The organism is Trinickia dabaoshanensis, from assembly GCF_002879885.1.
In the GTDB taxonomy this organism is placed as follows: Bacteria; Pseudomonadota; Gammaproteobacteria; order Burkholderiales; family Burkholderiaceae; genus Trinickia; species Trinickia dabaoshanensis.
Genome location: NZ_PNYA01000011.1, coordinates 13771 through 36558, shown reverse-complemented (window position 1 = coordinate 36558; position 22788 = coordinate 13771). Strand labels below are relative to the sequence as shown.

General features: G+C 64.1%; 18 protein-coding genes. 10 read left to right on the top strand and 8 right to left on the bottom strand.

What is annotated here, in order from left to right; all coding sequences use genetic code 11:
* The first annotated feature begins 57 nt into the window (after window positions 1-57).
* Both hutG and C0Z18_RS13565 read left to right on the top strand, forming a co-directional pair.
* Window positions 58-870 carry an N-formylglutamate deformylase gene (gene hutG / locus C0Z18_RS13575; RefSeq protein WP_102645944.1) on the top strand — a complete coding sequence of 271 codons (813 nt, stop codon included), beginning with the start codon at window positions 58-60 and terminating at the stop codon, window positions 868-870.
* A 635-nt stretch (window positions 871-1505) separates the two neighbouring features.
* Window positions 1506-1811 (top strand): HigA family addiction module antitoxin, encoded by a 306-nt coding sequence (locus C0Z18_RS13565; RefSeq protein WP_102646077.1) that lies wholly within the window; start codon window positions 1506-1508, stop codon window positions 1809-1811.
* Window positions 1812-1820: 9 nt separating this feature from the next.
* Here the strand turns inward: C0Z18_RS13565 and C0Z18_RS13560 are convergent, their stop codons facing one another.
* The gene (locus tag C0Z18_RS13560) at window positions 1821-2381 is read right to left on the bottom strand and encodes a hypothetical protein (RefSeq protein WP_102645942.1); all 561 of its coding nucleotides are present in this window, start codon (window positions 2379-2381) and stop codon (window positions 1821-1823) included.
* 93 nt (window positions 2382-2474) lie between these two features.
* Between C0Z18_RS13560 and C0Z18_RS13555 the strand changes: the two genes are divergently transcribed.
* On the top strand, window positions 2475-3374 hold the full coding sequence (locus tag C0Z18_RS13555; RefSeq protein ID WP_102645941.1) for a helix-turn-helix domain-containing protein: 900 nt from the start codon (window positions 2475-2477) through the stop codon (window positions 3372-3374).
* A gap of 92 nt (window positions 3375-3466) precedes the next feature.
* Window positions 3467-5332 carry a DUF3857 domain-containing transglutaminase family protein gene (locus C0Z18_RS13550; protein WP_408646996.1) on the top strand — a complete coding sequence of 622 codons (1866 nt, stop codon included), beginning with the start codon at window positions 3467-3469 and terminating at the stop codon, window positions 5330-5332.
* A 91-nt stretch (window positions 5333-5423) separates the two neighbouring features.
* Here C0Z18_RS13550 and C0Z18_RS13545 read toward each other — a convergent pair whose 3' ends face one another.
* Both C0Z18_RS13545 and C0Z18_RS13540 read right to left on the bottom strand, forming a co-directional pair.
* Entirely contained in the window at window positions 5424-7454 is a 2031-nt protein-coding gene (locus C0Z18_RS13545) for an alkaline phosphatase family protein (protein WP_102645940.1), read from the bottom strand.
* A 266-nt stretch (window positions 7455-7720) separates the two neighbouring features.
* On the bottom strand, window positions 7721-8374 hold the full coding sequence (locus C0Z18_RS13540) for a glutathione S-transferase family protein (protein ID WP_102645939.1): 654 nt from the start codon (window positions 8372-8374) through the stop codon (window positions 7721-7723).
* Between the two features lie 117 nt (window positions 8375-8491).
* Between C0Z18_RS13540 and C0Z18_RS13535 the strand changes: the two genes are divergently transcribed.
* The gene (locus C0Z18_RS13535) at window positions 8492-9412 is read left to right on the top strand and encodes a LysR substrate-binding domain-containing protein (RefSeq protein WP_102645938.1); all 921 of its coding nucleotides are present in this window, start codon (window positions 8492-8494) and stop codon (window positions 9410-9412) included.
* On the opposite strand, the gene C0Z18_RS13530 is transcribed toward C0Z18_RS13535, so the two are convergent.
* Window positions 9409-10581, bottom strand: coding sequence for an NAD(P)/FAD-dependent oxidoreductase (locus tag C0Z18_RS13530; RefSeq protein ID WP_102645937.1), 1173 nt, complete (start codon window positions 10579-10581; stop codon window positions 9409-9411). The two genes, C0Z18_RS13535 and C0Z18_RS13530, sit on opposite strands and share 4 nt — an antisense overlap.
* 82 nt (window positions 10582-10663) lie before the next feature.
* Window positions 10664-11812 carry a branched-chain amino acid ABC transporter substrate-binding protein gene (locus C0Z18_RS13525; protein WP_102645936.1) on the bottom strand — a complete coding sequence of 383 codons (1149 nt, stop codon included), beginning with the start codon at window positions 11810-11812 and terminating at the stop codon, window positions 10664-10666.
* A 495-nt stretch (window positions 11813-12307) separates the two neighbouring features.
* On the opposite strand from C0Z18_RS13525, the gene C0Z18_RS13520 reads away from it, so the two are divergent.
* Window positions 12308-14116 carry a methyl-accepting chemotaxis protein gene (locus tag C0Z18_RS13520; RefSeq protein ID WP_102645935.1) on the top strand — a complete coding sequence of 603 codons (1809 nt, stop codon included), beginning with the start codon at window positions 12308-12310 and terminating at the stop codon, window positions 14114-14116.
* A gap of 99 nt (window positions 14117-14215) precedes the next feature.
* On the opposite strand, the gene pdxY is transcribed toward C0Z18_RS13520, so the two are convergent.
* Window positions 14216-15067 (bottom strand): pyridoxal kinase PdxY, encoded by an 852-nt coding sequence (gene pdxY / locus C0Z18_RS13515; RefSeq protein ID WP_102645934.1) that lies wholly within the window; start codon window positions 15065-15067, stop codon window positions 14216-14218.
* A 701-nt stretch (window positions 15068-15768) separates the two neighbouring features.
* On the opposite strand from pdxY, the gene hpnI reads away from it, so the two are divergent.
* The 4 genes from hpnI (at window position 15769) to C0Z18_RS13490 (ending at window position 20386) form a co-directional block, all read left to right on the top strand.
* Complete coding sequence (gene hpnI, locus C0Z18_RS13505) at window positions 15769-16962, top strand: bacteriohopanetetrol glucosamine biosynthesis glycosyltransferase HpnI (RefSeq protein WP_102645932.1); 1194 nt, start codon at window positions 15769-15771, stop codon at window positions 16960-16962.
* 94 nt (window positions 16963-17056) lie between these two features.
* Window positions 17057-18478 (top strand): hopanoid biosynthesis associated radical SAM protein HpnJ, encoded by a 1422-nt coding sequence (gene hpnJ, locus C0Z18_RS13500; protein WP_102645931.1) that lies wholly within the window; start codon window positions 17057-17059, stop codon window positions 18476-18478.
* A 4-nt stretch (window positions 18479-18482) separates the two neighbouring features.
* Window positions 18483-19382: a hopanoid biosynthesis-associated protein HpnK gene (gene hpnK, locus C0Z18_RS13495; protein WP_102645930.1), complete on the top strand. Its 900-nt coding sequence runs from the start codon at window positions 18483-18485 to the stop codon at window positions 19380-19382.
* Window positions 19379-20386: a lysylphosphatidylglycerol synthase domain-containing protein gene (locus C0Z18_RS13490; protein ID WP_102645929.1), complete on the top strand. Its 1008-nt coding sequence runs from the start codon at window positions 19379-19381 to the stop codon at window positions 20384-20386. Before hpnK ends, C0Z18_RS13490 begins: the two co-directional genes overlap by 4 nt.
* Here the strand turns inward: C0Z18_RS13490 and C0Z18_RS13485 are convergent.
* Together C0Z18_RS13485 and C0Z18_RS13480 are read right to left on the bottom strand one after the other, a co-directional pair.
* Window positions 20370-20954 (bottom strand): hypothetical protein, encoded by a 585-nt coding sequence (locus C0Z18_RS13485; protein ID WP_146014009.1) that lies wholly within the window; start codon window positions 20952-20954, stop codon window positions 20370-20372. The two genes, C0Z18_RS13490 and C0Z18_RS13485, sit on opposite strands and share 17 nt — an antisense overlap.
* 552 nt (window positions 20955-21506) lie before the next feature.
* Window positions 21507-22403: a hypothetical protein gene (locus C0Z18_RS13480; RefSeq protein ID WP_102645927.1), complete on the bottom strand. Its 897-nt coding sequence runs from the start codon at window positions 22401-22403 to the stop codon at window positions 21507-21509.
* Between the last annotated feature and the right edge of the window lie 385 nt (window positions 22404-22788).

Here is a 22788-nt window from a genome sequence, read left to right as displayed (position 1 = left end):
CGCGATGCGTCCGACGCGTTAATCTGGACGCTGTTTCCGAACTGGACCGGTAATTTCATGAACGCTACGCTCGATCCCGCCGTCTTCACGCTGCGGCCCGGCACGTTGCCGCTTTTGATCTCGATGCCGCACGTCGGTACGCGGATTGCGGCCGATATTTCCGCGACGATGACCGAGGTCGCCCGCCACGTCGACGATTGCGACTGGCACCTAGAGCGCCTGTATGCATTCGCGGCGCACCGCGGCGCGTCCTTGCTCGTGCCGTCGTACGCGCGTTACGTCGTCGATCTGAATCGTCCGCCCGACAACGCGAACCTCTACCCGGGGCAGGATACGACGGGCCTGTTGCCGATCGACACGTTCGAAAAGGCCCCGCTCTATCATCCGGGCGGCGAGCCGACCGAAGCCGAGGTGGCCCGGCGCGTCGCCCGGTTTTGGCAGCCCTATCACGATGCGCTTGCGCAAACCCTCGCGGAACTGAAGGCACGGCATGGCGCGGTCTTGTTGTGGGAGGCCCATTCCATCCGTTCGCATGTGCCGCGCTTCTTCGAGGGGCGACTACCCGATTTCAACTTCGGCACGGCCGGCGGCGCGAGCGCGGCGCCCGGGATGGCGCAAGCGCTGGCCGATTGCGTCAACCGTCACGGCGGCTATACGGCCGTGGCGAACGGCCGCTTCAAGGGCGGCTATATCACGCGTCACTACGGCCAGCCCGATCAAGGCATCCACGCGGTACAACTGGAACTGTCCCAAATCACCTATATGCAGGAAAGCCGGCCGTATGCGTACGACGAAGCGCTTGCCGCGCGCGTCGAGCCGTTGCTCGAGAAGCTGATCGACGAAGCGCTCGACCGTCTCGCTCGTGCTTGAGCGCGCCGGGGTGGGATTGCCCGCCCGGTGCGGCAATGCTCAACGCTCGGCCGTCGAATCGATTCAAAAAGAGAGTCGATACGGAAACGAATCGAACGCCAGCCCCCCATCATGCGAGACTCGCTTCGAGTTCACTTAACGCCCCTTCGTGTCCTTGCTCCATGAGCTTGCGTACCTCCGGCAGGACACGGCGGACGACCTGACGACGTCGCACCTCTCGTCATTGGCGGAACTTCGACGAAGCTGATTCCCGTCTCCTTCAAAATCTCGAGAAGCCCGCCCTCCGGAACATCGCTCAGGGCAAGGAGATGGCCCCGCGCGATATCGACATCCTCTGTTTCGTATGACACGGCTTTGACGCCGAGGTATTGAGTAATACCGGATGAGGCTCTTGGCCGGCTCTTTTTGTTGCTTTTCAGTAATTTTTTTAAACTTACTGAAAGCGGCGTCGCCGCTTGGCGATCCCGGTCCGGTGTCTGTTGTACATCGGGATACCGTCCACCCAACGGAACGACGACTTCATGACATCGGATCAACGCGCCTGTCAATGCGCGCGACGTCGCAATGATGCGCCGAATAGACAACCGGCACTTGTCGATTGACGGATGATCGCTTCGCCGCTATGGTTTCGGGCCATGGCCGATACCGACAACATTCACCCGGGCGCGATGGTGCGCCAGCTTTGCCTCGAGCGGTTCAACCTCAGCGTGACCGAAGGCGCGACGGTGCTCGGCGTGAGCCGTCAGGCACTGACGAACCTGCTGAGCGGCAAGGCGGGGATCTCGCCCGAGATGGCGCTGCGGCTCGATAAGGCGTTCGGCGGCGGCGCCGAAACCTGGCTCCAACGGCAGTTGGTGCACGACCTCGCCAAGGCACGCAAACGTCTGGACGAGCTCAACGTCATTTCCATGGCTCAAACGCGTCAGCGTTCGCTGTTCTAGCGAGGGGCCTCACGCACCGACGCGCGTGGCGATGAATTCGCCCTCGAGCCGCCAGGTTCGGCCGTCGCCTTCCAGCGCCTCGCCGAGCCAATGAAAGCGTTCGGCCGTGATCTCGGTGAAGCGCCAGCGCGTGGCCTGGCCGTCGGCGCGCGAGCCCGTTTGGACGATCTCCTCGCCGATGCGCCGGCCGATTTGCGTCTCGCGATGCCCGCGCGCGGGATTATTCCATGCGATGCGCCATGCGCGTAACGCGCTGTCCCAGGCACGCAGTGTCGATCCGTACATATCGTTTTGGGGATCGCTCGCCGTGCGGCCCGCGCGCCGGTCCTCGCGAGCGGGCATAATCCAAACATCCTGGATCGCGCGGCCTTCGAGCACCCAGCCGGCATGCAGCTCGCCGGTCAGGCCCTCGCGACGCACGTCGTATCCGCGGTAATGGAGCACCTGCAACGCCCAACTGCCGACTAGCCAGCCGTAGACATCGTCGGCTTCGTCGATCTCGGCAGCTCGCCGGGGCGAGACGAGGGCGGAGAGGAACGCGCCGGGTGCGCCGCTTCCTATGGGGTTCATATCGATCTCCGTTGTGAGTGGCTTGGCCCGGTGCCGCTTGGCGCGATGCACCGGGAAGGTCCGATCACGATAAGGCCCGCAGCGAGGCGAATCTTGGCAAAAATTGCGCTCGAACTCGAACACGCGCTGGCGCGCCGGGCGCGCGAGGCGACGAAGGGGGCGACGGCTTCACGCGTCGTCGCGAGCGGCGAGGGTTTCTCGGTGTCCGACGTGCTATGCACGTGCGGCCCGCGGGACGCGGCGTTCGAGGAGCGCCACGGCGAGTTTTGTATCGCGCTCGTTGCGGCCGGTGCATTCGAATACCGTTGCTCGACGGGGCATGCTTTGATGACGCCCGGCGCCGTGTTGCTCGGCAACGCCGGCGAATGCTTCGAATGTGCTCATCGCCATCGTGCGGGCGATCGATGCATCGCTTTTCACTATCGGCCCGAATTCTTCGAACGCCTGTTTGCCGATGCCGGGCACGCGGGACGCTCGCCTTCGTTCGCGAGTGCGCGGATCGCGCCGGCGCGTGCGCTCGCATCGTTCGTGGCTGCCGCGGGAGCAGCGGTGAGCGCATCGTCCGCCGCCGATATTGCATGGGACGAAATGGCGCTGAGCCTGGCCGCGAGTGTGCTGCGGCAGGCGGACGGCGCCGCGCCATCCGGTGCGAAACCGGTGTCGCGCGCCGCGCTGGCTAGGGTGGTCGACACGCTCCAGTGGATCGACGGCGAGCCGGATGCGGCCCTGGGTGTGGAGCACCTTGCCAAACAGGCAGGGCTGAGTCCTTATCATTTCTTACGCACGTTCGAGCGGGCGACCGGCGTGACACCGCATCAATATATCTTGCGCGCGCGGCTGCGCGTCGCCGCGCAGCGCCTCGCCGATGCCCCCGACAAGGTCGTGGACGTCGCGCTCGCTTGCGGCTTCGCCGATCTCTCGAACTTCAATCGAGCGTTTCGCGCCGAGTTCGGCGTTGCGCCGCGCGCGTATCGCAACCGCTTCCGGCGATGAATGCGCGTATGGATGGCGCGAAACCATCGCGCCGGACTCGCCGAGCGATGCGACGCTGGCTCGTGGTTGTATGTGCGTGCACCGCGGCGTTCATGGGGCCGATCGCGCGCGCCGCACCCGGCGCGTCCGACGCAGCCCCGGCGAGCGAGTTGACGCCCGCGACGATCGAATCCGATGTACATGTGTTCATCGTGGCGCACGACGGCTCCGTCGTCGAGCACGACGATTCCACGTTGCGGGCCGATACGGTTGCAGGCATCGACGAAATCGCGCAGCGGTATGTATGGTTCAACAAGGACATCGAACGGATCGACGCGTTATCGGCCGAATCGATCGATCCGCAAGGCGGCGTGCATCCCGTCGGCCCCGATGCGATCCGCGACGTCCAGGAGCCGCGCGCGGCCGGCGCCCCGACCTTCGAAGACGGTGTGTTGCGAACGGTCATCTTTCCCGGCATCGAGCCCGGCTGGCGTACGCGCCTGACGTTCAGCAAATCGCGCGTGGCGGCGCAGCCCGGCATGTTCGAGTACTTCGCCGTACCGGCTCCGCAGAGCGTGCTCGAGCAGCAGCTCGTCTTCGATCTGCCGGCCGACATGCCGCTTTACTTCGACGCGCGCGGTTACGTGGCGCGTGCGCCGGTAACGAGCGATGGACGCACGCGTTACGCGTTCGATTATCGGCACGGGCCGTTTGCGCGCGCGGAATTCGGCGCGGTGGGGGCGGCGAACGACGGTGATCGTCTCATGGTGACGACGGTGCCGACTTATGCGGCGTTCGCCGAGCGATACCGCGACAACGCGAAGGATTCGAGCGCAAGCGATGCGCAAGTCGCCGCGCTCGCGCGGGAGATCACCCGCGAGGCGCCCGACGATGGAACGAAGGCCGCGCTTTTATACGATTGGGTGCGCGCCAACATCCGTTACGTCGCGCTCTTTTTGGGCGAGACGGCCGCCAAGCCGCATCGGGTCATCGATATCCTTCATCACCGCTATGGCGACTGCAAGGATCACGCGGCGCTATACGGCGCGTTGCTTGCGGCGGTGGGCATTCGCAGCGAGCCGGCGTTGCTTGCCTCGGGCGCGGTCTATACGCTGCCTTCCGTGCCCGGTTACGGCGCTGGCGCGATCAATCACGTGATCGTGTGGATTCCGGCGTTGGGACGATACGCCGATACGACCGCGGGCGGCGGTACCGCGTTTGGATTTTTGCCGCCGAACGTCATGGATCGTCCCGCGCTGCTCGTCGACGAAGGCGTGTTGACGCGCACGCCGGCCACGCAAGCGCGAGCAAGGCGCGCACGGCTCCAGGTGGATGTCGACGAAAGCGGCGATGCTCGTTACGCCTATCGGGTGGAGGACGACGGCTTTCCGGCCGAACTCGAACGCAACGTATTTCGCCGCGCGACGTCCGCGCGTGCCGTGCAGATTGCCCGCGAGCGGTTGCGGCAAACGGGCTTGCGCGGCACGGCCGCGATCGAGACCGGCGATGTGAACGCGACGAGCGGCCCTTTCGTGGCGACGACGACGGGTGCGATCGAACGTCTGGCGTGGCCCGACGGCGTGACAGCGGTGCCGGCTTTATCGAGCTTCGCGGGCGGCATCGCATCGCAAATCGACGGTTGGCTCGCCGAGCCCGTGCGGACCCAATCCTACGTCTGTATCGGCGGGACGTTCGATGAGGAAGGCGTGGTGACGCTGCCGCCAGGGCTGAAGCTCGTCTATATGCCGTCGGACGTCACGATCGCTACAGATCCGATCGAGTACGCGGCGCACTATATTTTCGATCCCGTTTCGCGCACCGTGCAGATCACGCGCCGGCTGCAAGCCCGCTTCGGCAAACAGGTATGCACGGCACAAGCATTCGACGCGATGAGAGACGCGCTGGTACGCATCGAACGCGATACGTCCGCGCAGATCGTCGTCCAGGCCAAGGAAAAAGCGGCAGGCGCCATGCGCTGACCGGTATGACGGCCCGGCACGCGGTGCGGCGTGCCGGGCCGTGCGCTCATCGGTTCAACGGCTCATTGCGTCGAGCCGTGGCGAACGAGCCTTAGAACGGCGACCAGCCGAGGCCGCCCTGCATGTGGCCTTCGTCATGATCGCTGTCGTCGCCAACGCCATCGCCGTCGCCATGATGCCGGTGGTCGAAATGGAAGGCGTCGAACAGGTCCCCGATCGCCGGCGCATTGACCGGCACATACGGATTCGAGCGCAATTGCACCGGATTCGGCAGATTGTCGCGGCTGCGGCCCGTGATCGGGGCGAGCTGCCAATTGCGTTCGATGAACTTCACGAGTGAGACGTGATCGGCGTATTCGTGTACGACGCGGCCGCCCCGCGAGTAAGGCGACACGACGATCAGCGGAATCCGCGGGCCGTCACCGAAGAAATCGACCGGCTGAATGTAGCCCGAATCGTAGTAGCCGCCGCCCTCGTCGTTGGTAATGAAGATCGCCGTCGATGCCCACAGCTTCGGGTTATCGCGCACCGCATCGACGATCTTGCGCGAGAACGCCTCGAACAAGCCGTACTTCGACGAAGCCGGATGACCGTCGAGCAAGCCGCCCGGCTTCACGAACGAGACGGCCGGCAGCGTACCGCTCGCAATATCGGCGTATAGATTGGTCGCGTCCTGCAAGTGCGCCTTGACGACCTCGGGCTTCGTCATGATCGCCGTTTCATAGAGAAACGGATTGCAGATGTTGCAGTACGTGCTGGTCGGCGAATTCGCGACGAACGAATTCCAGCCCTCGCCGTAGTACTTCCACGAGATGCCTTTTGCCAGCAGCGTATCGCCGATCGTGCGAACGGGCGACGGCGGAATCGTGAATGCGCTCGTATTCACCGTCCCGTCGCCGTTGTAGCCCGGGTTGTAGTTGTTGAGCAGGTAGTAGGCGCCGGGGGCGCAATTGGCCTTCGGGTGATACGGCAGCGAATTCAGATAGCCTCTGACCGTATCGACGCCGGGTGCGTGCGCGTCGGAGCAGTTGCTGTACGAACCGCCCGAGTAGCCGTCTTGCGCATACCAATTGTTGGTGCCCGGCGCGGGCCGCGGATCTTCGATTTGGTTGGCCGGCGGCGTGGCGGCGTTGCCGTGGCTGTCCGTGTAGTACAGCGCGTCGGCCGCGCCGATCATGATGCTGTTCGCGCCCGTGCCGCCCATCACCGGCTGGTGATAGTTGTCGCTGATGGTGTAGCGGCGCGCGAGCTCGGTGAAGTAGGGCATATCGCCCGTATGCACGTTGTAGTACCCGAGGGCCGTCGAGCCTTCGCCGGTAGTTTGATCGGTGAAGCCTGCCGGTTGCGCCTTGCCGTTGCTGCCGGCGCCGACCGATGTTTCCACCCAGGCGAACAAGTCCATGGCGCAACCGCTCGGGTTCGTTGCGCTCGCGTGCGCGACGCTGCAATCGGCTTGCTGCCAGTTCTGGTAGAAGCGATGCACGGGGCTTGCCATGTACTGGTCGTAGTTGGGGCCGAGCCGCGAGATGGAGTAGGGGCCGTTAGGCAGCGCGAACGTGTTGGCGCCGAAGCGCGTATCGGGCACGTGATGGGGCAGGCCTGTTGCGCCCGTCGTCAATTGCGCGACGTCACGCGGCTCGAGCACGGCGCCCTCGAAGGCTTGCGCGGCGGCGAGCGTGGCGAACGGCGGCGGGTTGGTATCGCTTGCGGCCGTGGGTGCGGAGCCGGTGTTCGGCGCGGGCAGCACGGCGTAGGGTTGCTTGCCGCCGGGGCTCATCTCGAAGCGGGTCGGATCGACGGCTTGCGCGGTGTTCTGCGCGCCGAGCGCGAAGTTCGGACCGGGCGCGCCGTCGGCGGTGATGATGCCCTTCGAGAGCAGGTTCGACACGCTTTGACCGGCGCGCGGTTTGAACGCGCCGAACACTTGGTCGAACGTGCGGTTTTCTCCGACGATTACGATGACGTGCTTGATGGGCGTGACCGTCGCGAGCGACGGATCGCGTGGCTGACTTTCGGCGAGCGTGGGAAGCAGCGCGCCGGACGCGGCGAGCGTGAGCACGCCGATCGTCAAACCGGCGCGCAACGTTGTGTTACCACCTCTGAGCTTGTTGTACCGCTTCATTGAAAATCTCCGTTGACTGACAGCCGACTGCGGGGATTGGAAGCGTAGCGATGTGGTAGTGGCGGGCCTTCGGCCTCTTCGCGTCTTTGGCACGATTTCGACGAATCGTTTGTGCCGGTCAGGATACCGGTCGACGATGACGTATGCGCGAAAGGAATGTGACGCTCGCAAGGCGAGCGGGTGACAAGGTGTAAGGCGGGAAATGAAGCCGTCCCCGTTTTCAAGGGGCCGGCTGTGCTATCGGCGATGGAGGGCAGGCGGGCCGGCTATCCCTCGATTAAGACCCCTTCCTGCTCCAACACGCGGCCTACCGCCGCGCGTTCCAGCATCCGTTCCGTATGCGCCGTCCACGCCGGATATCGTTCGCGCATCGGTATGCCGATGCGATTGCCCCATCGGTACAGCACCAGCAAAAACGGATCGACGACGCAATAGCCGCTTGCAACCGCCCACGTGCGTCCGTCACCGAGTATGTCTTCGATCTTCGCATAGGCTTCTTCCACGATCGCGCGGCCGTTCGCTCGCAATGCCTCGTGCGGGGTCGAATCGGCTCTACTGAACCGCTCCGGCCGCCAAATTTCCGCGTAGCCGATCCCGTGCACCCATCCCGCGAGCCATGCCAGCCACTCGAATGCGCGCGCCTCGTCGATCGTGCCCGTCTCGGGCAATAGGCCGGCCTGCGGGTGGCGCCGGGCGAGATAGATGAGAATGGCCGGCAACTCCGTGAGCACCCGCGGCTCGCCGGCGATTTCCAACGCGGGTACGAAGCCCTTGGGATTGATCGCAAGGTAGCGCGCCTGCCGATTCTCGGCGCGCGCGAGCGCCACCGCTTCCAACGCGTACGGTGCGCCGATTTCTTCGAGGACGACATGCACGGCCAGCGAGCAGGCGCCGGGGGAGTAGTAGAGTCGATAGTCCATGTTTTGTCCTGGAAACGATGAGGCATGACGATGCGTAGGACCGGAGTCTAGCGAGCGGGCGTCGCCGTGGACAAACGATGAATTGTCGGGATTAGGTATTAGTGGTACTAATGCCCAATGCAAAAACGTCCCCATCTTCCACCGCTTCAAACTTTGCGTGCGTTCGAGGCCGCCGTGCGGCTCGCGAGCTTCACGCGCGCGGCCGACGAACTGGCGCTGACCCAAGGCGCGGTGAGTCAGCACGTCCGCGCGCTGGAAGCAAGATTGGCCACGCCGCTATTCACGCGCGAGCGCTCCGGCGCGGTGCCGACGCCGCGTGCGCACGAACTCGCGCTACAGATCCGGCAAGGTTTGAACGTGCTCGAGCGCGCCTTCGATCCGCCCGCGCGCGGGGCTGCCCGCGCGAGCAGCCGCGCGCGCGAACCCGTTCGCTTGACGGTCAGCGTCTTACCACCGTTCGCCGACCGCTGGTTGGAACCTCGGCTCGGCCGGTTCCGGCGCAAATATCCTCATATCGAGTTGACGTTGCGCAAGGAAGCGGCGCTCGCGCGGCTGAACGGCCGCGATGGGGTGGACGTGGCCCTGCGCTACGGTCCCGGCGCGTGGCCGGGGCTGCAAGCAGAGCGGTTCATGGATGAAGAGATTTTCCCGGTCATGAGCCCCGCTTACGGTAACGGCGTGCCGCCCCGGCACTTTGCCGATCTCGCGCGGTGCACGCTGCTCAAACATCGCGCTCAGCCGTGGGAGCCTTGGTTTCAGGCAGTTGGGCTCGATTTGACCGAACCGCGCGGCGCGCCGCTGTTCGACGACGCCCGCGCTCTGCTCGAAGCGGCGGAGCAGGGGCGCGGCATCGCGCTCGCACGCGCCTCGCTCGTTGCGCGCGAGTTGTGCGAGGGCCGTCTCGTGCGGTTATGGAAGCGGCGCGTGACCGACATTTACGCGCACTTCATCGTATGGCGCGCGGATAGTCCACAGCTCCCGGCGATCGATGCGCTGCGGGCCTGGCTCCATGACGAAGCCGCGCGACGCGCGTTTTAAACGACGTTGCGTTCGACGACGGGGCGGTTTTCGAGTACGCGATCGAAGCCAAGCGGCGAAAGGTCGAGCGAAACGAATCGCCCTTGCAAGATGAGCTCGGCCACGCCGCGACCGGTAGCGGGACCTTGTTGCAACCCATGTCCGCTGAAGCCGTTGGCGAACACGCAATTGTCGATGTCGGGGTGGTACCCGATGATCGCGTTGTGATCGAACACGTTGTATTCGTAATAGCCCGACCAGGCATGCTCGACGCGCAGGGCTTCGAATTGCGGCACGCGATGGGCGAGCGTCGGCCAAATCACGTCGTCGAACAGCGCGTGATCGACTTCGTCGAGCGGCAAATCGTCGGGATCTCGGTCGGCGCTAGGCGAAGTGCCGCAAATGTAGGTCGTGCCTTCCGGACGGAAATAGACGCCCGTCGGATCGATCAGCAAGGGGCACCGTTCCAGCTTGGCCGGCGAACTGACGTTGAAGATGCTGCGCCGCCGGGCATGAACGGGCAATTCGATGTCGAGCATCTGCGCGACACGTCGTGCCCAGGGACCCGCCGCGTTGACGAGCACGTCGCATGCGAAGGTTTCGCCGCTCGCTGTCAGCACTTCGCGCACGTGCCGGCCTTCGCGTCGCAACCCCGTCACCTCGGTCGCGACGTAACGGACGCCGAGCGATTGTGCCTTCTTGCGTAGCGCTTGAACGAGCCCATAACCGTCGAACCAGCCTTCGCCCGATACGCCGTAAGTGCCGGCCACGAGATCTTCGGTATTGAGCCAGGCGAACGTCTCTTGCAGCGCCTCGCGCGGCAGGTAGCGGATATCGGCACCGAGCGACGTTTGCAGCGCATGATTCTCGCGCAGGATCGTCTCGCCGGCGGGCGTGGCGAGAAAAAGATACCCGCCTTCGTGCAGATCGATCGACGGACGTTGTCCATCGACGGCCAGTCGCTCGCCGATCGAGCGCAGGAACTCGATGCCGTACAAGGACATTTGCACCGATAGAGGCGTCGAAAACTGTTGGCGGATCGAGGCGGCCGAAAGCGCCGAGGACGCGCGCGCGTAGGTCGGGTCGCGCTCGATCACCGTCACCTGGACGCTCGTATCCGCGCTGCGCAGAAAGTACGCGACGGCGCTGCCGATGACGCCGCCTCCCACCACTACGATCTTCGAAACCATTAGGACTCCAAAACGAATAGCGGAAAAGACGCGGCGCCCGCGGGCGCCGCGCCGTACGACCGGGTGGCGTTCGCGCGAGCGATCAGGAGCCGCCCTTGGTCACGATCGTCACGAATTGGCCGCTCTTCACTTGGTACATCGTCGAGGAGCCGTTCTTCAGCGATCCGTCTGGATTGAATGCGATGTGACCCGTGATGCCGTCGAAGCTGATGCTTTGCAGTTTCGGCCGGTAGGCATCGGGTTTGGTCGAGCCCGCCGCTTGCATCGCCTTGATCGCCGCCCACGCCGCGTCATAGCCGAACGGGGCGTACGAGAGCACGTCCACGCCGAATTTCTGCTTGAAGCGATCCGCAAACTTCGCGCCGACCGGCGTGCTGTCGAGCGGACGTCCGTACTCCCACGCCATCGCGCCCTCGGAGGTGTCGCCCGCGAGCTTGATGAAATCGACATCCTTCACGCCGCCGCCGCCGACGTACTGCGCCTTGATACCGAGCTGCGCCATCTGCTTCATGATGCCGGCCGCTTGCGGATTGAGCGCGCCCACGAAGATGAGGTCCGGATTCTTGGCCTTGATGTTCGTCAGTTGCGTCTTGAAGTCCGTTGCCTGATTCGTCGTGTATTCGCGATCGACGATGTTGCCGCCGTGCGCCTTCGCGGCCTTCACGAATTCATCGGCTTCGCCCTGACCGAACGCGGTGCGGTCGTCGATGACGGCGATGCGTTTGGCCTTCGTCGTCTCGACGGCATACACGCCGGCCGTGCCCGCGTTCTGCGCGTCGCTCGAGATCACCATGAACACGTTCTTATAACCGCGGCCGCTGATCGTCGGATTGGTGGCGGCCGGGTCGATGTCGGGAATCCCGGCTTTTTCGTAGAGTTCGGAGGCCGGAATCGTCGTGCCGGAATTGAAATGGCCGACGACGACCGATACGCCTTCGTCCACGAGTTTTTGCGCGACCTGCACACCGACGCGCGGGTCGGCTTGGTCGTCTTCCGAGACGAGTTCGAACGAGACGGGTTGGCCTGCGATTTTGATGCCCTGGGCTTTCGCATCGTCGAGCGCCATCTTGACGCCGTTTTCGAGGTCTTTGCCGTAACTTGCATTAGGCCCCGTGAGCGGAGCGGCAAAACCGATTTTGACGACGGTATCCGCGCGAGAGGCGAGCGGGGCGAGCGCGAGAAGTGCTCCAACTGCAACTGCGATAGGGCTGAGAGTCTTCGCAAAACGCATGTTGTTTCCTTTGTCGGCAAGCGTGAGTGACTGCGGTTGGCGTGCATGCCGGTGCGCTCGCTTGCCCGCGCGCGGCGCGGGGCTCCAATCGAGGCGGTGGCCGGTGCACGGCTCTTGTTCGTCTTGTTACGGCGTGTGGCGGGCACCTCCTGCAAGCGCGTGTGTTGATCGAACCGCTCGACGTGAGAAGCGCCGCTGCGATTATTGGGGACGACTATATGAAGCCAATAACGCCCCGTCTTGACCTTTCGCGACGATTCCAGTGCGCATTTCGGCACAGCCGCTCGAGTGCATCAATCCGGGGTAACACGCTCGGCCGCGCATTGCGATTTATCGTATTGATCGCATTTTTGCACTGCAACGTGAACGCGCATTTAAATAGCACTCCGAACAATCCCTAACGTGATCTAGATCAAGTTTGCACCGCCGCATGCCGTTTACCTGTACGGAGGATCACGAGTCCTCGCAGCTAAATCGTCTGAAGGAATCGTTTGAATGTTTGCGTCAATTCGCGCGCGTGTGCTCGCAGCCTGTCTCGCCATCGTGGTCGGCTCCTTGGTCGTCAACGCGGCACTGAACTTCTTCGTAGTCAATTCCCATGAAAACGACTCGATCAACAACAACCTCGTCGCGCTAGCGAACGGACACGATGCGGGGATCGGCGAATGGGTCTCCTCGAAAACGGCGGCCATCAGCGCGCTGCAAGACGTGACCTTGAACGCCGCCACAGCCGATCCGATCCCCACGTTCAAGCAAATCATGGCGTCGGGCGGCTTCGTCAACGTCTATGCGGGCTATGCCGATAAAACCGCCAAGTTCGGCGACCCCACCGGCGTGCCCCCGACCTACGACCCCACGGGGCGCCCCTGGTACAAACAGGCGGCCGCGGCGGGCAAGCCGGTGGTCACGGCGCCTTATGTCGATGCGGGCTCGGGCAAGCTCGTCGTGACCTTCGCCGTACCGATCGTTCGTGACGGCTCGCTCAAGGCCGTCGTGGCCGGCGACGTCAACATGGACAGCGTGATCGCGAACGTGAAGTCGATTCATCCGACGCCGGCGAGCTTCGGCTTGCTCGTCGACGGCGCGGGCGACATCGTCGCGCACCCCGATTCGAAGCTCACGCTCAAGCCGATCTCCGCGCTGATGCCGGCTATGACCGCCGCGACGGTGGGCTCGCTCGCCGGTGCGTCCGAGCCGCTCGCGACCGGCGCCGACGGCCGCACGGTACTGCTGCGAGGCATGAACGTACCCGGCACCGACTGGACCGTGATCGTCGCGCTCGACGAGAGCGAAGCGAAGGCGGGCATCCGTTCGTTCCTGACGACGTCGGCGATCGCCTTGGTCATCATCGTGGTGCTGGCTGCGCTCGTCGTCTCGGCCGTCACGTCGAAGGCGTTCAAGCGTCTGTCGCAAGTGCGCGACGCGATGGACGCGATCGGCTCGGGTACCGGCGATCTGACGCAGCGTCTGCCGTCCGACGGCCGTGACGAAGTGGCCCAGATCGCGCGCTCGTTCAACTCCTTCGTCGATAAGTTGCGCGACGTCATGCGCCAGATCCGCGATACGAGCGAATCGGTGCGCACGGCGGCCGATGAGATCGCCGCAGGCAACCTCGACCTGTCGGGCCGTACCGAATCGGCCGCCGCCAGCTTGCAGGAAACAGCCGCATCGATGGAGGAAATCACCTCCACGGTCACGCAGTCGGCCAGCTCGGCCAAGCAAGCGAACGACATGGCCGCGTCGGCTTCGACGGTCGCCTCGCGCGGCGGTCAGGTCGTCTCCGAAGTCGTCACGACGATGGGTACGATCGAATCGGCATCGGGCAAGATCGGCGACATCATCGGCGTGATCGACGGGATTGCGTTCCAGACGAATATCTTGGCGTTGAACGCCGCCGTGGAAGCGGCACGCGCGGGCGAGCAGGGCCGCGGCTTCGCGGTGGTGGCGGGCGAGGTGCGCAGCTTGGCCCAGCGCAGCGCGCAGGCGGCCAAGGAGATCAAGTCGCTGATCGAATCGACGATCGATAGCGTGTCCTCCGGTTCCAGCCAGGTCAAGCGCGCGGGCGATACGATGACCGAGATCGTCTCGAACGTGTCGAGCGTGACGACGATCATGTCGGAGATCACGCACGCGGCCGATGAGCAGACGCGCGGCATTCAGGAGGTCAACCGCGCCGTGTCGCAACTCGACGAGATGGTTCAGCAAAACGCGGCGCTCGTCGAGCAATCGGCGGCAGCGGCGGCGGCGTTGCAGACGCAGGCGATCAACCTCGCCGGGGCGGTCGCTCAGTTCCGGCTCGATTGAGGCGCGGCCTGCGCTAGGCGCCTGTAACGGGTGCCCGGCGTACGAGCGGCCCGGCGCGCTTCCAGCGCGACCGGGCCGCTTGCTTTTCAGCGCTCGGGCTCATGCCGTATCGATCGACCATGCGCCTAGCCACTCGCGCGGCCGGGCGATGTCGTCCTGCGCCGCGATGAGTTCGAGTTCGTAGCGGCCTGCGGCGTAGGTGGCCTTGAGCACCGCGTGCACCGCGGAAACCGCATGCTCGAACGCCGTGCGCAGCGAGTCGCCGCTCAGGCGGCGCGCCACGAAGGTCGCGCTCGTGAGCTCGCCCACTCCCACGGGCTGGCGCGCGAAAGGGTAGCGCGGATGTTGCGTCATCCACGCCTCGCGCGCGGTGACGACGAGCAAATTGACGCGATCGGCCGGGCTGTTGCGGTCGACGAGTTGCTTGACGAGGATCACCTGCGGACCGCTGCGGATGATCTCGCGGCAAGCGCGCAGCGCCTCGTCCACGGTTTCGATCGTCCGGCCGACGAGTTTTTGCAGCGTGTCGTGCGTCGGCGAGAGTCCGTCGGCGATCGCGGGCATGGTCTCGAGCAAGTAGTCGTCGACGCTCGCACCGGCGCCCGCCCCGATCACCGGGGTGCAAAAGTGCCAGGCTTCGGGGTTCGTCGACTTGACCGTGCGCACGATGTCGGCGACGGCTTGCGCATGCGCCTTCGAGCCCAAGTAACCCGAGACGATCGCATCGCAGCGCCGAAGCATGCCGATCGCGCCGATTCCCTCCACGAGCTCGGCCATTTGCGGCGGGTCGATGGCGCTTCCCGCCCAGTGACCGTACTGCATGTGGTTCGAAAACTGCATCGTGTCGAGCGGCCAGACGTTGACGCCCAGCCGCTGCATCGGAAAGACGGCTGCGCTGTTGCCCGCGTGGCCGAAGACGACGTGCGGTTGAATGCTCAAGACATTTTTCATGATGAGTTCGCTCGCGTGAAGCGCCAACGCTCCAACCGGCGGCGCAACCGGGTCCGGTGCCGCGGCGCCGGGCGCTGCTCGATATTTGCAAGATACATGAGTTGTTGCGTCGCGTCATCGGGCGCCTCGAGCACGCCGCGCGCCCGCTCGTTCGCGGCACCCGGGCAGCGTGTCACAAAATCGGGCCGCATCGATCGCGTTCCCGGCAGCCGGGTGGAGAAGGCGTTGCTTGCATCCGACGAATCGGGGTGGCGTGGTACCGGGTCGTAAGCGTATTCCCGCACGCACTGCTACAATTGCCTGTTTCCGAAGTTTACAAAGCGAGCTGACGGCTTTCCTCGAGCCGGTTCGACGGCGCCCAAGGCGTGTCGCTTCAGCGCGCTTCGTGTTCGTTTCGCCTCGCATCAGACAAGTTGAGCGCGCGCCCGCGCACGGTCCTCGAGCCGGCCCTGTCGCCTTTCGCACACGGTTTGCCGGGTGCGTCGAAGTCCGTTGTCTTTATGTCAGGCACGCGAACATTCACGCGACACGACAGCGGGTGGTGCGCAAGCCGGGGCAGGCTTGGCGCCGCGCGTCGAGAAGAACGAAGGAGTAGCCAACGTGCCAGCAAGCGTCTCATCGAACGGGTTGTCCGCGCGCCGCGCTCACGTGGCTGCGGGCGCCGCCGTCACGGCGCGCGCGGCCGGCAAGGGCGGTGCGCGATGACGTTCACGCCCGCCGTGCTGTGGGACTGGCTGCTCGTCGCCCTGTGTTGCGTCTCGACCGCGTACGTCGTCGTCGCCGCGCTCGCGCTGCCGTCCGCGCGCGCACTGGCCAAGCGCGCGGCGAGCGAAGGCCGCTTTGCCGGCGCCCGCCGGGCCGGCGAAGCCGTGAGCGTGCTCAAGCCGCTGTGCGGCGCCGAGCCGCGTCTTTACGAAAACCTTTCGACGTTCTGCGAGCAGACGCATCCATGCTACGAGTTGCTGTTCGGCGTGTCCTCGTCGGCCGATCCGGCGATCGCCGTCGTGCGGCGCCTGCAAGCGGCGTATCCCGAGCGCGATATCGCGCTCGTCGTCGATTCCCGCGTGCACGGCCACAACCTGAAGGTCAGCAACCTCATCAACCTGGCGGCGCGGGCCAAGCATCCGCTGATCGTCCTGGCCGATAGCGATATCGCCGTCGGGCGCGATTATTTGCAAGCCGTCACCGCGCCGCTGGCCGACCCTCAAGTGGGCATTGTCACCTGTCTGTATCACGCGAAGAGCGTGGGCGGGTTCTGGACGCGTATCGGCGCGCAGTTCATCAACGAATGGTTCGCCCCTTCGGTGCGTATCGCGCACGCCGGCGGTTCGCGCAGTTTCGGTTTCGGCGCGACGCTCGCGCTGCGCTCGAACGTGCTGGCCGATATCGGCGGGTTCGCCGCGCTCAAGGATTGCTTGGCCGACGACTACTGGCTGGCCGAGTACACGCGCCAGCGAGGCATGACGACGGTCTTGTCCGAAATCGTGGTCGATACCGATGTGATCGAGCCCGACTTCAACACGCTCTGGCTGCGCGAGACGCGCTGGCTGCGCACGATTCGCTCGATCAATCCGCTCGGGTTCGCCTTCTTGTTCATCACGTTCACGTTCCCTTGGGTGCTGGCCGGCGCCCTATTGGCGTGGCACGGACAGCCGGGCGCGCGCGAGACGGTGCTGGCCGCATCGACGCTACTCGGTCTTGGTGCCCGTATCGTTTTACATGCGCGAGCCTCGCGCGCCGCCGGCGAGTTTTGGCGCGATTTGCCGCTCGTGCCGCTGCGCGACGCATTGCTTGCGGCGCAATGGTTCGTCGCGGCATTCGGCTCGCACGTGGTCTGGCGCGGCGCGCGCATGCCGGTCGTGGCGCGCGTGGCCGAGGGGTCGGACGGGCCTTGAGCGCAGCCGTATTCGTATTTCGTCGGCGGCCGTCTTCGCGCGGCCGTCGTCTTCACAACATCTGCTTCACCTATAGGTTGCCGGAGCTTCATCCATGAAAACGCTGTTCTTGCAGGCCCCGTCGTATGACGGCTTCGATGGCGGTGCCGGTTCGCGCTACCAAGCCAAGCGCGAAATCCGCTCGTTCTGGTACCCGACATGGCTCGCGCAGCCCGCGGCCCTCGTGCCGGGCAGCCGCGTGCTCGACGCGCCGGCCGACGGCCTGTCCGTCGAACAAACGCTGAAGATCTGCGACGACTACGATCTCATCATCATCCACACGAGCACGCCCTCGTTCCCCACCGATGCGCTCTTCGCGCAAGACGTCAAGAAGCGCAAGCCGTCGGTGCTGGTCGGCATGGTGGGCGCCAAGGTGATGGTCGATCCGCACAACTCGCTCACGGCAACCGAGGCGATCGATTTCGTCTGCCGCGAGGAGTTCGACTTTACGTGTAAGGAGCTCGCGGAAGGCAAGCCGTTCGCCGAGATCAAGGGCCTCTCTTGGCGCGCCAAGGACGGCTCGATCGAGCACAACGAAGCGCGTCCGATCCTCGAGAACATGGACGAGTTGCCGTTCGTCGCGCCGATCTACAAGCGCGACCTGAAGATCGACAACTACTTCATCGGCTACCTGAACTACCCGTACGTCTCCATCTACACGGGCCGCGGCTGCAAGTCGCGTTGCACGTTCTGCCTGTGGCCGCAGACGGTCAGCGGTCATCGCTACCGCACGCGCTCGGTCGAGAACGTGATCGAGGAAGCGAAGTGGATCCGCGACAACATGCCCGAAGTCAAAGAACTGATGTTCGACGACGACACCTTCACCGACGACTTGCCGCGCGCCGAAGCCATTGCGATCGGTCTCGGCAAGCTCGGCATGACCTGGTCGTGCAACGCGAAGGCGAACGTGCCGTACAAGACGCTCAAGGTCATGAAGGAAAACGGCTTGCGTCTGTTGCTCGTGGGCTTCGAGTCGGGCGACGACCAGATCCTCGTGAACATCAAGAAGGGCGTGCGCACGGACTTCGCGCGCCGCTTCAGTGCGGATTGCAAGAAGCTCGGCATCAAGATCCACGGCACGTTCATTCTCGGCTTGCCCGGCGAAACGCAGGAAACCATCAAGAAGACGATCGAGTACGCGAAGGAAATCAATCCGCACACGATCCAGGTTTCGCTGGCCGCGCCCTATCCGGGCACGACGCTGTACAAACAGGCGGTCGACAACGGTTGGATGGAAGAGAACAAGACCATCAACCTCGTGAGCAAGGAAGGCGTGCAGCTTGCCGCGATCGGCTATCCGCATTTGTCGCGCGACGAGATCTATCACCATCTTGAGCAGTTCTATCGCCAGTTCTACTTCCGTCCCTCGAAGATTTGGGAGATCGTTCGCGAAATGCTGACGAGCTGGGACATGATGAAGCGGCGTCTGCGCGAAGGCGTCGAATTCTTCCGCTTCCTGCGCGCGCACGAGGCGTAAGACAGTGACACGCTCGGGCCGGCGCGCCCTCATCGTCACCGCGGATGATTTCGGGTTGCATCCGCGGGTGAACGCGGGTATCGAGCGTGCGCATCGCGAAGGCGTGCTCAAAGCCGCCAGCCTCATGGTGAGCGCACCGGCGGCCCAAGATGCCGTCGAGCGCGCGCGAGCGCTGCCGAGCTTGCGCGTGGGCTTGCATCTCGTGCTGGCCGACGGGCCCTGTACGTTGCCGCCCGCGTACATCCCCGCGCTCGTCGGCCCCGACGGGCGATTCGGCGATGCGATGGCGCGCGACGGGGTCCGTTTCTTCTTCCTGCCGCCCGTGCGCCGGGCCCTCGCGCGCGAGATCCGCGCGCAATTCGAGGCGTTCGCGGCGACGGGGTTGCCGCTCGACCACGTCAACGCGCACAAGCACTTCCATCTGCATCCGACCGTGCTCTCGCTCGTTTTATCGATCGGGCGGGAATTCGGTCTGCGCGCCGTGCGGCTGCCGTTCGAGGCGAATGCGCCTTGGTGGCTCAAACCGTGGATCGGCCTCATGCGCGCGCGGCTATCGCGCGCCGGTATCGCCTATAACGACTATGTGGTCGGTATCGAGCACACGGGCGGCATGGACGAAGCCGCGATGCTCGATGCGCTTGCTCGCATGCCGGGGGAAGGGGTCGGCGAAATTTACAGCCATCCGGCGGAAGCGGGCGAGGGGCCGATCACGGCTTCGATGCAGGCGTATCGCCATGCCGACGAACTTCATGCGCTGCTGTCTTCGCGCGTGGCGCAGGCGATCGCCGATGCCGGGCTCGTGTGCGGCGGCTTTGCCGATGTGTTCGGTGGGCAAGCCGGTGCGCGAGGCATGGCCGATGCGCGCGATGGCGACGACACCGCGCGCGGGAGGGCGTCGCTATGACGAAATGGCTCAAATGGGCCGGTTGGCCCATCGGGATCGCAATTTTTATCGCGCTCGTGGTTCGCGATGGCGCGGCCGACGTCATGCACGTCATCGCCCAGGCGGGCCTCGCGCTGTTGTGGCTCGTGCCCTTTCACGCCGTGCCGCTGCTGTTCGACGCTTACGGCTGGCGCATCTTGTTGCGTGGCCGCGTGCCGCTCCCGTTCCTCTGGTGGGTAGCCACCGTGCGCGAGGCGGTAAGCCGCCTGCTGCCCGTACTCGCGGTGGGCGGTGAAATCGTCGGCATCCGGCTGGCTCGATGGCGTCTTCGCGACGCTAGCGCCGTCAGCGCCTCGGTGATCGTCGAGGTGCTCGTCACGATTGCCGTGCAATACGCGTTTTCCGCGCTGGGCGTGGTGCTCATTCTTGCCGCGACGGGCGGCGACCATGCGCGAACGATCGCGCTCGCGCTCGTGCTGTCGCTGCCGTTGCCGATCGTGACCGCTTTGCTGCTGCGCCGCGGCGGCGTATTTCGTGCGATCGAGCGATTCGCGGCCAGCGCGCTCGGCAGTGAGCATCGCCTCTTGCAAGGCATCGACGGCGCCAAGCTCGATGCCGAAATCGACGCGCTCATGACGCGCACCGGCGTTCTCGTTCGAACATTCGTCTGGCAATTCCTCGGTTACCTGATCGGCGCACTCGAAACGTATTGGGCGCTGGCGCTGCTCGGCCATCCCGTGTCGGCGGGCGGCGCGATCGCGATCGAGGCCCTGACGCAGGCCGTGCGGCATGCGGCGTTCATGGTGCCGGCGGGCCTCGGCGTGCAGGAAGTGGCGGTCGTGCTGCTTGCGCAAATGTTCGGCATCGACCGCGAAGTCGGACTCTCGCTCGCGCTCGTGAAGCGGATGCGCGAAGTGATTTTCGGCTGCGTGGCGTTGCTGTCGTGGCAATGGGCCGAGATCGTCGTCGCGCGGCGCGGCGTTCGGCAAGCGCAATCGCAGCGGGACGTCAATCTCGTTCGTTGAAAAGGTAAATCACCTGGCGCTTATCGTTGTAACCTAGCGCCCATTCGTTCAGGCATGCGTAATTGCCGCACGTTGCCGCGTATGGGGTTCCAGGCCGCGAAGATTTCGTACTCGCGATTCGGACGCGTCCTTCCTCGTCCATTTTCGGCTCGACACTGAATAACACCATATAAGCAAGCGGGCGCCGGTGGTGTTCGGACGACGCGACGTTCCACAAAACATGCTTGGGTTCGCCTTGGCAGCCCGAAGATGCGCTATCTCGGACATCCATACGAACCTCGGCTGTTTCGCCGGGAGCTACGGTAAAGAAATCCGGTGTGACGGTAGCGACGCACTGGCGTTGACGCAGGCTCTCGCGGAATTGCAGCTTTTCCGTCCCCTTGCTGTTATCGAACTTGATCACATGTTCGCCGAGTTCAGGTATCGGCTGACGCGCGTTCGGCGGTGCGATCTCGGCGTGGCTTGCTGTCGCGCTGCCGGTGAGCATCGCCGCTACGATCGCGATCGGCCAACGCATTTTGAGTGAAGGGGACAATTCTAGGGATTGATTTATTTTGCGCGGGATCATTTTTCGTCTCTCGTGAATAACGTTTCGTGCGTGGATTCAAGAAACGCAAGCGTCCCATTTGCGCTAGTAAAACGCTAGGTTATTGGGTCTTGTTTCGCCGGTCGGTGCGCTGAAAAGTAGCTGTAATTCGCTTAACCCACCCCATCGATGTCCGTTCTATAACGCACATTGCCGCGATGAGCGAGGTACAGACGTTCCCTATGCGTGTAAACACGCTTTGCATTCAGGTCGTCTCTCGTCCTACATTTATGCCAACCGGACACGTCATATCGAATTAAATCGACACCGATTGAAGGCCAGACGACGCAGCGCCGCGCCGGCTACGGGGGGCGAACGAACGCCATGTGCACCGCACGGGCGGGCGGACGCAAGCCAAAGACGCAGCGCAAAGGGACGACGTCGTTCTGCCGGTGCCCGGCTTTTTTGCCGACGATCTTGCGTCGCGCGCCATGATGATTGCCGGCCGTTCACGATGAGTGACGGCCGGTTCTGTTTTTTGCCGTTTGAAAATCGATGGTTGCGGCAAGTACCGGCGAGAGCCGAGGCGTTTGCTTACTTGGCGGCGTGCTGCGATGCCGGCTGCTTACCGGATGGCGACGCGGATGCGATTACCTTGTCCATGTCTTCGCGGAACTGGGCTCGCGTTTTCGCGACTATCGAGGCCCATTCGCCGCTCGGCACGCTCAGCGGCTTGCGGTCGCCTCCGATGATGGCGTTCATGCCGTGGAAATTGATCCAGCGCTGATCATAGTCGTACGGCGTGTTCGCGTCCCATTCGAGCACCATGTCGATGATTTCGCGCAGCTTGGCGGCGTCTTGGGTCCCTGCCTGCCGCAATTCGGGCGGCATTTGACGGAGCAGGTCGGCGAGCGTCGAATCGACCGTCCGATCCGCGCAGCGGCCTATATCGTACCGAGTGCGCAAGATGCCTGCGTAGTACCAAAACAGTGCATCCTGCGTGTTGCCTTGCTTGAAGAGCTGGTTCGCCAGCACGAACAAGACGGGCGGGGGATAGAGCCGCGCTTCGGTTTCGACGGCCATCACGAGTTGTTGGGCATCATGCCCGGTGTCCGTTTCCAGCATCCCGATGATTTCCTGGGCGCGACGCGTATCGATGGCCGTGTACTCGTCTTCCGGGGCGTGGCACGGAAACGCTCGCCGCAATGCGCCAATCGCGTCATAGTCGGTTATCGTGCCATCGGGTGCCGCGTGGGGCGAGCGCTTGAACATTTGCTGTAAGACCTGCTCGTAAGTCATCCCGTCGGGCACGCAGAAGGCGTGCTCGTTATTGGTCTGAACGAGATTCTTGAACCAAGCGACGTGATCGACCTGCGCCGCCCAAGCGCAGTGCGGCGCGACATAGAGCACAGCGGCGAACGGTGCCGCTTGGGCCAATTGGGCGAGTCCCCGCGCAATTACGTTTTTTGTGAGTTGGCCTTTTGTTTTCATGATTTTCCGTGTTTTGTTTGTTCGCCGCGATCCCGTCGTACCAAGGGGCGGCAAGCGATTATAGACGTGGTTCCGCCTATCCGTATGACGAATGCGGCCTCTGTTGCGTCCGTCCTGCGGCGGCGGAAATATCGAAAAAGCGACGGTCAATTTTCGAATCCGACGCTGCGCTGAGGCATGGGGAAAGCTGCGCGGGCACAGCAGAGCCCATTCGTTGCCCGTTGGGCAGGCCGGCACGCCGGCGGCAGAGGAAATGCTGCGCCGCAATAGACCGGTGCCTTTCAATTTGTACACGCCGGACGATCTTGCCAGTATTACGCCGTGTCGAAACGCCGGCACCCTAGCGGCGCGGCATTTCGGCGCGCGACATATCAAGACAAGAGGA

What these genes read in the sequence shown, in the direction of transcription:
- hutG (WP_102645944.1), top strand. Translation starts at nt 58, where the DNA reads ATGAACGCTACGCTCGATCCCGCCGTCTTCACGCTGCGGCCCGGCACG.
- C0Z18_RS13565 (WP_102646077.1), top strand. Translation starts at nt 1,506, where the DNA reads ATGGCCGATACCGACAACATTCACCCGGGCGCGATGGTGCGCCAGCTT.
- C0Z18_RS13560 (WP_102645942.1), bottom strand. Translation starts at nt 2,381, where the DNA reads ATGAACCCCATAGGAAGCGGCGCACCCGGCGCGTTCCTCTCCGCCCTC.
- C0Z18_RS13550 (WP_408646996.1), top strand. Translation starts at nt 3,467, where the DNA reads ATGGGGCCGATCGCGCGCGCCGCACCCGGCGCGTCCGACGCAGCCCCG.
- C0Z18_RS13545 (WP_102645940.1), bottom strand. Translation starts at nt 7,454, where the DNA reads ATGAAGCGGTACAACAAGCTCAGAGGTGGTAACACAACGTTGCGCGCC.
- C0Z18_RS13540 (WP_102645939.1), bottom strand. Translation starts at nt 8,374, where the DNA reads ATGGACTATCGACTCTACTACTCCCCCGGCGCCTGCTCGCTGGCCGTG.
- C0Z18_RS13535 (WP_102645938.1), top strand. Translation starts at nt 8,492, where the DNA reads ATGCAAAAACGTCCCCATCTTCCACCGCTTCAAACTTTGCGTGCGTTC.
- C0Z18_RS13530 (WP_102645937.1), bottom strand. Translation starts at nt 10,581, where the DNA reads ATGGTTTCGAAGATCGTAGTGGTGGGAGGCGGCGTCATCGGCAGCGCC.
- C0Z18_RS13525 (WP_102645936.1), bottom strand. Translation starts at nt 11,812, where the DNA reads ATGCGTTTTGCGAAGACTCTCAGCCCTATCGCAGTTGCAGTTGGAGCA.
- C0Z18_RS13520 (WP_102645935.1), top strand. Translation starts at nt 12,308, where the DNA reads ATGTTTGCGTCAATTCGCGCGCGTGTGCTCGCAGCCTGTCTCGCCATC.
- pdxY (WP_102645934.1), bottom strand. Translation starts at nt 15,067, where the DNA reads ATGAAAAATGTCTTGAGCATTCAACCGCACGTCGTCTTCGGCCACGCG.
- hpnI (WP_102645932.1), top strand. Translation starts at nt 15,769, where the DNA reads ATGACGTTCACGCCCGCCGTGCTGTGGGACTGGCTGCTCGTCGCCCTG.
- hpnJ (WP_102645931.1), top strand. Translation starts at nt 17,057, where the DNA reads ATGAAAACGCTGTTCTTGCAGGCCCCGTCGTATGACGGCTTCGATGGC.
- C0Z18_RS13490 (WP_102645929.1), top strand. Translation starts at nt 19,379, where the DNA reads ATGACGAAATGGCTCAAATGGGCCGGTTGGCCCATCGGGATCGCAATT.
- C0Z18_RS13485 (WP_146014009.1), bottom strand. Translation starts at nt 20,954, where the DNA reads ATGATCCCGCGCAAAATAAATCAATCCCTAGAATTGTCCCCTTCACTC.
- C0Z18_RS13480 (WP_102645927.1), bottom strand. Translation starts at nt 22,403, where the DNA reads ATGAAAACAAAAGGCCAACTCACAAAAAACGTAATTGCGCGGGGACTC.